The sequence below is a fragment of the Mesorhizobium sp. M7A.F.Ca.CA.001.10.2.1 genome (genome assembly GCF_003998575.1).
Taxonomy (GTDB): Bacteria; Pseudomonadota; Alphaproteobacteria; order Rhizobiales; family Rhizobiaceae; genus Mesorhizobium.
Genome location: NZ_RZQY01000230.1, coordinates 1 through 8,360, shown reverse-complemented (window position 1 = coordinate 8,360; position 8,360 = coordinate 1). Strand labels below are relative to the sequence as shown.

Annotated in this window: 10 protein-coding genes; 1 reads left to right on the top strand and 9 read right to left on the bottom strand. The window is 64.2% G+C overall.

All coding sequences use genetic code 11. From position 1 onward, the window contains the following. On the top strand, window positions 1-200 hold a 200-nt coding region (locus tag EN964_RS16410; protein ID WP_164775842.1), incomplete at its 5' end, for an SIP domain-containing protein. Here the strand turns inward: EN964_RS16410 and EN964_RS16405 are convergent. From EN964_RS16405 to EN964_RS16360, 9 genes are all read right to left on the bottom strand, one after another. Then, entirely contained in the window at window positions 161-619 is a 459-nt protein-coding gene (locus EN964_RS16405) for an aconitase X swivel domain-containing protein (RefSeq protein WP_127268609.1), read from the bottom strand. The genes EN964_RS16410 and EN964_RS16405 overlap by 40 nt on opposite strands. Then, on the bottom strand, window positions 616-1,866 hold the full coding sequence (locus EN964_RS16400) for an aconitase X (RefSeq protein ID WP_127268608.1): 1,251 nt from the start codon (window positions 1,864-1,866) through the stop codon (window positions 616-618). Before EN964_RS16400 ends, EN964_RS16405 begins: the two co-directional genes overlap by 4 nt. A 209-nt stretch (window positions 1,867-2,075) precedes the next feature. After that, entirely contained in the window at window positions 2,076-3,140 is a 1,065-nt protein-coding gene (locus EN964_RS16390; RefSeq protein WP_127270905.1) for an ABC transporter ATP-binding protein, read from the bottom strand. Further along, entirely contained in the window at window positions 3,140-3,928 is a 789-nt protein-coding gene (locus EN964_RS16385; RefSeq protein WP_127270907.1) for an ABC transporter permease, read from the bottom strand. The genes EN964_RS16390 and EN964_RS16385 overlap by 1 nt, the downstream gene beginning before the upstream one ends. Then, window positions 3,928-4,791, bottom strand: coding sequence for an ABC transporter permease (locus EN964_RS16380; RefSeq protein WP_127270909.1), 864 nt, complete (start codon window positions 4,789-4,791; stop codon window positions 3,928-3,930). Before EN964_RS16380 ends, EN964_RS16385 begins: the two co-directional genes overlap by 1 nt. A gap of 65 nt (window positions 4,792-4,856) precedes the next feature. Further along, entirely contained in the window at window positions 4,857-5,918 is a 1,062-nt protein-coding gene (locus EN964_RS16375; protein ID WP_127273265.1) for an ABC transporter substrate-binding protein, read from the bottom strand. A gap of 58 nt (window positions 5,919-5,976) precedes the next feature. Further along, window positions 5,977-6,948, bottom strand: a complete 972-nt coding sequence (locus EN964_RS16370; RefSeq protein ID WP_127272387.1) for a PfkB family carbohydrate kinase — start codon at window positions 6,946-6,948, stop codon at window positions 5,977-5,979. After that, window positions 6,945-7,985, bottom strand: coding sequence for an ADP-ribosylglycohydrolase family protein (locus EN964_RS16365; RefSeq protein ID WP_127272386.1), 1,041 nt, complete (start codon window positions 7,983-7,985; stop codon window positions 6,945-6,947). The genes EN964_RS16370 and EN964_RS16365 overlap by 4 nt, the downstream gene beginning before the upstream one ends. 3 nt (window positions 7,986-7,988) lie before the next feature. Beyond that, the coding region (locus EN964_RS16360; protein WP_164775841.1) for a GntR family transcriptional regulator at window positions 7,989-8,360 on the bottom strand (372 nt) is incomplete at its 5' end.

Here is an 8,360-nt window from a genome sequence, read left to right as displayed (position 1 = left end):
GAGAGGACAGACTGCTGGCCGAGGCTGTCCGCTCGGTGGCGTGGCCGCAAGGCGGCTCGGCCTTCGGCTGGTTCGCCGCGGAAGCGACCGCCGCCAAGGTCGTTCGCGAATATTGGCGCGGCACGCTGGGGCTCGGCCGCGATGAGACGTTGGCGGCTGCCTATTGGCGGCGTGGCTCTGCCGGATTGATGGCGGGGTGAACTCTGATGATCGGCCCGCCGTCTTTGCCGATGCCGATAACAATTTGATCACCGGAGACAAGGTTCGAAATATCGCACACCACCAGCGGCATGCGGATCTCGTAAAGAAATTCGGCAACGATGGCGCCCACCGCCAGGATCGGGTCCGGCCGCTCCAGAAGAATCCCGGCTGGCGCCGTGCCTCTGCGGATCGCCTCGGCCAGCACCGAGGATGAAGACGACGAGCCGCGCCCGCTCGGCATGACCAAAATCCTGCCGGCGACATTCTGGCCGAGACCGGGATGCGAATGGTCTGTTATGTCGCCCGTCTCGGCATCGATGCCGCCCCAGAAGCTCAGCGGTTGCGAATACACCAGCGCCTGGCCCCTGGCTTCGCCGGCCAACTGGAAGATGCCGGTTCGTTCCACCGGTCGCGTCATGAGGCGCTCCGCACGACATGCCCGGCAGCAGCAGAGCGGATGCAATCCTCCATCTCGGCGAAGGCGACGGACACGCCGATATTGCCCGGCGCGTAATGCGCCCATTTGCCGGAATTGGTCATGACCACGCCGTCGAGGCGTTCCAGGATCGATGTGACATAGGTGCAGGTGTCGGCGACCGGAATCAGGCCGAACGCCTCCATGCCATCAAGCGCGCCCTCCTCCTGCAGCCGCGTCAACGTCGCACGCCCAGTGTTGACGTAGATCGGGATGCGCCTTCCGGGTGCTGCCTCGCGCAGCAACGGCAACAGCCGCATCCATTCCGCATGCGAAAAATGCGGAGTGCCGAGCGACACGGCCGCCAGCGGCGCGCCATCGGACACGCCAGACAGCTTGGCCAGCGCATGGTCGATATCGGCGCGGGTGATACGGATCGTCTCGTCAGGCGCATGGCTCTGGAACGCCTCATCGAGGATCCTGGCTTCGGGCGTGATGCCGACCGCATGGAACAGCGCCACAGCACCCGTCGTTGCAGCCGCCGCACCCAGCGCCTTCAGCTGGTCCTCGTCACGCGGCCGCGGCAGACCGGCAATCACCGGAACGCGGTCGCCACTCGCTTGCCCTATGATTAGCCCGACGCCGACGAAAAGGCTGTCACTCAGCTCGCCGTCTGGAACATCCAGTTCGAACAGGATCCGGCCGCGCCGGTTCTCGCTCAGATGCAGGCCCCAGGCCGGCGCGCGGCCGGTCATGGCGCAGCACAGATCGATGAAATCGCCATAGCGGTTGGTGCGCGCGCCGATCACCGAATTGGCAAAGACGATGGCGTTGGACTCACCCCAGGCGATCTGCTGGCCAAAGCTTGGCCGAAAGCGCGTCTGGTAGGGCGCGCAGGTGAAGGTCGCCTGGCAGCCGAGTTCCAGATGCGCCTTCATCAGCCGCCGCGCCGGCACCTCTTCCGCTAGGGGCATCTTGACCATGCCGGGATGGATGAGATCGAACGAACCGACATTCAGCGTCGTCGGCACCTGAACGCGGCCACCGCCTTCGACCAGCCGCTCGACGAAATCGAGACCGGCCTTGCCGTGGTAGAGACAGCCATCGATATGGGCGCCGGCAATGTCGAGCAGGCAGCCCGCCCCGACCGCATTGGAAAACGCGGCCAGGATTTTCATGGCAGCGGCGGCGGACGGACCCTGCTCGCCGTCGAGCATGGATCGGTCCTGTGCGGTCAATTTAAGCGTCATCGCAGCTCCGGGCTCGTTGTCGGAAAGGACGGAGGGACAGCGCCCCCCTCTGCCCTGCCGGGCATCTCCCCCTCAAGGGGGGAGATTAGCTGTCATTGCCGCTTTCGCAAATTTCCAGTGTTGAAGAAAGAGTGGCGGCGTTGAGGCTGCCTATCTCCCCCCTTGAGGGGGAGATGTCCGGCAGGACAGAGGGGGGCGAACCGCTCTACCTACCCCGCCGCGATCAACACCGTACTCTCCGGCGACCAGCGCAGAACGACGTCCTGACCTTCCGCCAGCCTGTCGACACCCGTGTTCTGTACAATCACCTTCAACGTCTGGCCGCCACGCTCGACGAAATAGGTGCTGTTGTTGCCGGCGAAGATGCGCTTGGAAACCTGCCCCTTGAGCATGTTGGCAGTGCCATCCGGTGCTCCGGCATCCGTGGCGATGCGGATGCGTTCGGGGCGCACGGCACAGCTCGCCTTGGCGCCGGCGGCAAGCTTGGCACCCGCGCCGGCGGCAATCGCCGTGCCGTCCGGCAGCCGGATGCCATCGCCCGTCGTATCGCCGCGAAAAATGTTGGCGTCGCCGAGGAAGGTGGCAGCGAACTCGCTCTTCGGCCTGTTATAGATCTCCTCCGGCGGCCCCTCCTGCACCAGCCTTCCGTCGCGCAATATGCCGATGCGGTCGCTCATCGTCAGCGCTTCTTCCTGGTCGTGCGTGACGAAGATCGTGGTGATGCCGATCTCGCGCTGGATGCGCTTGAGCTCAATCTGCATGTCGACGCGCAACGCCTTGTCGAGCGCACCCAATGGCTCGTCGAGCAGCAGCACGCGCGGCTTGGTGACGATGGCGCGGGCGAGAGCCACACGCTGCCGCTGCCCGCCGGAGAGCTGGTGCGGCCGGCGGCCACCAAGCTTGCCAAGCTGCACCAGATCGAGCGCGCGTTGCACCTCGGTAGCGATGATCGCCCTGGCCTCGCCGCGCACCGACAGGCCGAAGGCGACATTGTCGGCGACGCTCATATTGGGAAACAGGGCATAGTTCTGGAACACCATGCCGATACGGCGCTTCTCGACGGGCACCCGCTCGACGCTCTCGCCGCCTATGGTGATGCGACCCGAGTCAGGAAAATCGAAACCGGCGATCTGCCGCAGCAGCGTGGTCTTGCCGCTGCCCGACGGCCCGAGCAGAGCGTAGAAGCCGCCATCGGCGAAGTCGATGGAGACGTTGTCCAACGCCTTGTGTGCGCCAAAGCTGCGCGAGACATCGGATACCTGCACGCCGGCCATTATTTCTCTCCGCCGAATTTGAAAAACCGCGCCGTCAGCAGCATCAGCGCCATCGACACGACAATGATGATGGTCGAGACCGCGTTGATCTCGGGCGTGAAACCCTTGCGGATCGCGGCGTAGATTTCGACCGGCAGCGTCGTCTGGCCCGGCGTCGCCAGGAAATAGGACACCACGAACTGGTCGAACGAAACGGCAAACGCGAACAGCCCGCCGGCGATGACGCCGGGCATGATCCAGGGCAGCGTGACGCGGCGCGTCACCTGCCACTGGTTGGCGCCTAGTGAGCGCGCCGCCTCTTCCAGCTCCGGCGCGAAGGTCTGCAGCCGGGCCGAGACGACGACGATGACATAGGGCAGCGCCAATGCGACATGGCCGAGCAGGATCGCATGCAGGCCACGGCCGATACCGACGCCGAAGAAGAAAATCAGCATTGCCGTGCCGGTGATCAGCCACGGTATGGCGATCGGCGGAAACAAAAGCGCCTGCAGGAACTTCTTGCCACGAAATTCGTAGCGATAGAGCGCCAGCGACGCCGCCGAGCCGAGCACGACGCAGATGATCGTGGTGATGACCGCGATCTCGACGCTGTTCCAGGTCGCTGCGATCAGTTGGTCGTTCTGCCACAGCGAAGCATACCATTCAGTCGTCCATTCGAACGGCAATTGGTAGAAGGGAGAAACGTTGAACGACATCAGCGCCATGATGATGATCGGCAGATAAAGAAAGGCAAGCAGCAGCCAGATGTAGAGGCGGCCGAGTCCTTCGAGGATGCGGGTCGTCGTCATCACGCGGCCCTCCGCAGCACTGGCGACGCCACCGCCAGGATGACCAGCACCACCGCCAGCAGGATGAAGGAGAGTGCGGCACCGAGCGGCCAGTTGAACACGGCGACGAACTGGTCCTCGATGACCGTTCCGTAGAAGGTGCCGGTGCGGCCGCCCAGGATGCGCGGTTCCATGAACGAGCCGACGACCGGCACGAAGATCAGCGCCGCACCCGCGACCAATCCGGGCATCGACAGCGGGATGATCACCCGCTTCAGCACCTGCAACCGCGATGCGCCAAGCGAGCGCCCGGCCTCGATCAGCGAGTCGTCGATGGCCTGTAGCGTGAGATAACAGGTCAGCACCATGTAAGGCACATAGGAATGCACCAGCCCGATGATGACGGCCGGATAGGAATACATGAGGTCGATGTTGATCTTGAACGGCAGCACGGCATTAAGCGCGGTGTCGAGGATGCCGCCTTCGCGCAAAACCATCGCCCAGGAAAAGATGCGCACCAACCCATTCGACCAGAACGGCAGGATGACGAGCAGGAAGATCGCCTCGCGGCTGCGCCCCTTCAGCACCTTGGCGAGCACATAGGCGGCGGGATAGCCGATGACGATGCACCATAGCGTCACTTCGAGGCCAAGGCGCAGCGAGGCCAGCAGCAGCGTCAGATAGAGGCTCTGCGAGAAGAAGGCGGCATAGTTGCCAAGCGTGAACGCCCACGGCTTTCCCGACAGCGGCAGCTCGGTCATGAACGAGAAGAAGACCATGGCGGATAGCGGCAGGAAGATCGCCACCGTCAGCCAGAGATAGGCCGGTGCCAGCAGCGGCAATGCCGATCTCAGCCCGCTTCGCGACGCTGTCGCAGCTGCCATGGTACCCTCCTCCCAGGATTGGAAGAACCAGCCGACGCGAACCGCCGGCTGGCCTGGCTGTGATCTTACTTCACGTCGACCTTAAGCTGCTGCCAGAGCGCCAGATAGGCTTCGCGCTGGGCGTCGGTGATCGGCGCCTGGAACTGGATGCGCTTGGCCACTTCGGGATCACCCATGACCTTGCGGTTGAAGGCATCCTCGGGCAGCGCTTCCACCGCCTTGGTGTTGGCGGAGACGGGAGCACCGACCTTGGTGACCCATTCGACGTAGAATTTCGGGTCGATCATGTAGTTGATGAAGGCCTCGGCGCCGGCGACGTTCTTGGCGCCGACCGGAATGGAAAACGCGTCGAGCCAGGCAACGGCACCTTCCTGCGGCACCACCAGCGAGACCGGCAGCTTGAAATGCGTCTTGGCGCGGTCGGCCGAGCCGCTCCAATAGGTGCCGATGTCGATCTGGTTGGAGGCGACCATCTGGTTCCAGTCGTTTTCCGAGCTCCAGAAGGTCTTGATCTGCGGCATCAGCGAGGTCAGCTTCGTCTTGACCGCATCCATATCCTTGATGTCGTTGATGTTCTGGCCAGTGGCGATGGCGCCGAACTGCACCGCTTCAACGGCATCATCGCGAATGACGACGCGGCCCTTGTGGGCGGCATCCCACATTTCGGCGATGCTCGTCGGTGGCTTGTCGAAGGACTTTTCGTTGATGGCGAGTGCGGTGAGGCCCCATACCCACGGCACGCCATAGACCTTGCCGTCATGGACGAGCATCGGCGATCCCGCCTTGTCCTTGCTGATGTCGGCATAGTTCGGCAGCTTGGAAACGTCGATCGGCTGGATCAGTTTCCCGGCCATCGCCTGGTCGTTGAAGGCCGCGTTGATCATGACCACGTCATAGAGGCCGGGATTGGTCCGGATCTTGGTCAGCATTTCCTGTTCGGAATTGAAGAAGTCGTTGACGACTTTGTTGCCGGTCGCCTTTTCGAAAGCCTCGACGGCCCACGGTTCATCGGCGCCGTAACCCTTCCAGTTGAGCACATGCACTTCGTCGGCCTTGGCGGCGAACGCAAGTGCGGAGGTAAAGACGGCGGTCGCCGTCAGCAGAGCAGTCAAATCAGGCATGCGCATGGTTGGTTCCTCTCTGTGGGTTTGCCCGGTTCCCGGGCTTGTCAGGCTTTTCCAGCTGTTATGCATTGGCCTTCTGTGTCCGGCCTGCTCCCGATGGATCGGCGGCATGGCTCAGGAATGTCTGGATTTCGCGGTTCGTCGGCGCCGAGGAGCCACCATGGCGGGTAACCGAAATGGCCGCCGCAGCATTGGCATAGCGCGCTGCCTCGAAGGGCGGGGTGCCGCGCGCCAACGCGCTGACAAAAGCGCCGATATGGGTGTCGCCGGCGCCATTGGTGTCGACGGCGTTGACCTTGAAGCCGGCAATGGTCTGCGCTGACCCGTGGGCCAACCGTACGTGGCAACCCTTTGCTCCGGAGCGGATGATCACGCCAGCAGCCTGCGGGCAATGGTCGCCCAGAAGTCGCGCCGCGAGACCCTCGACATCGCCCGGGCCGGCAATCTCGGCCGCCTCCCTCGTGTTGCAGCTCAGCCATGTGGTGCGGGCAAGCACCCGCGACAGGATGGAGCGTGGAATGTCCGAGATGACCGGCGTCGGATCGAAGACGAAGGGAATATTCGCCGGCAGCGCCTCGATCCAGTCGGTGAGCGCATCGCGGCTCTTGGGGTAGCTCAGCGTATAGCCGGAGGTGAACACCCAGTCTCCCGGCGCCACCGCGACGGGCGCCATCATATCGAGGCTGAGTACGCTCTCCGCACCTGGCCATGACACGAAGGTGCGTTCGGCGTCGCTGGAGATCATGGCGACGCAATTGCCACTGTCCATCAAGGGCGATGGCGGCGTCAGTGTCGCGATGTTCTCGGCCATGAAGGCGGCGCGCAGGAAGTCGCCATTCGGCCCACTGCCGAGCTGGCCGCCGAACACCACCTGCATGCCGGTGCGGCTGGCCGCCACCATCATGTTGAAGCCGCCGCCGGCGACCTGGGCGAAGCTCGATGCCGTCTTTTCCATGCCGGGCGCCGGCAAAGCGTCGATGCGGTAGACATAATCGACCACGGCACTGCCGATATGGACGAGACGGCCGCTCACGCCGCCGCGTCCTTGCTGGAACCGGCTTTCGCCGCCCTTGCCGCGACAAGGTCGGCGGCGAGCGCGCCAACCTCTGACAAGTCGATGCCGACAAGCCGGAGGATGTACTCTTGCGGCAATCGGGAAAAGCCGGTGCAGGCGCCGGCCATGCCGGCAGCGATGGCGCCGATCGTATCGGTGTCGCCGCCGAGATTGGCGCTGATGATGGCTGCTTGCCAGGGGTCGCCACGGGCGACTTCCAGCACGGCGAAGGCAGCCGGAACGGATTCCTGGCTGGCGACGCCGGTGCCGACCAGATCGGTGATCAGCCGGATCGCATCCCTGATCGCCTTGCCACGCACGATGTCCTGCGCCCAGACGATACGCGCGGCGATGTCGCCGCCGGTGACCCAATGTCCGAGCGTCGCCCCTCGCCTCGCCGCCGCGACCGCGCTGGCCGAAGCATCGCGCCAACCGCCGCCGGCGACGCCGCGGCTGACGGCGGCTGCGACGGCTGCGGCCGAGGCTATGGCGATCGAGGTGTTGTGCGTCGCCCGGCAAGTCTCCGCCACCTTGCCGACGAACGTCTCCAACGGTTCAAGCGGCATCATGATGCCGACAGGCGCGATGCGCATGGCCGCGCCATTGGTGTCGCCGCTGCGTCCCGCTTCCTCGGCCGGTACGCCATTGTTGATGGCATCGATGGCACGCTTGGTCGACGGCCCCAAAAGATCATAGCTGCCGCGCGCCTTGACCTCGCGCTCCCAGTCGAGCAGCGCATTGACCCAGCGCGCGTGGTCGAAACGGTCGCCGGATTCGACCAGGATGCGGCCGAGCAGCAGCGCCTGTTCGGTATCGTCGGTGATGGTTCCAGCGGCCAGGCCCTTCGACACCGGATGATCGGCGAAAGGCTCGATGAAATCCTCTACATGGCCGTAGAGTTCGGCAATGCGAGCCGGCGACAAAAGCTGCGTCGGCATGCCGAGCGCGTCTCCCAGCGCTCCGCCGACAAGCGCGCCCATGGCGCGATCGATGGTATTGCTGGTTGCATCCGACATCGCTTAGAACCTCATATGCAGCGCAAAATGTGCCGGATTGAGCAGGCTGGTGACATACTCGATCGGCCGATCGTCAGCCGCACGCGTCAACCGGCGCCCGCGCAGGAAGGGCGTGCCTTGTGGGCAACCGAGGATGGCCGCATCCTCGGCATTGAGCATCTCGATCTCGACCCATTCCTCGCCATGGTCGGGAATGAGGCCGGCGGCGCGCAGCGTCTGGTGCAGCGAGCCCTCGCGCAGTCCGCGCAACGGTACGTCCTCAAGCTCGGAGGACAATGGCAGCCGGCTGCGCTCGATGGAGATCGCATGGCCGTCGCTGGCGTTGGTGCGCACCCGGTCAACGGCAATGAAGAACGGGCTTTCGATAGCAAGCAG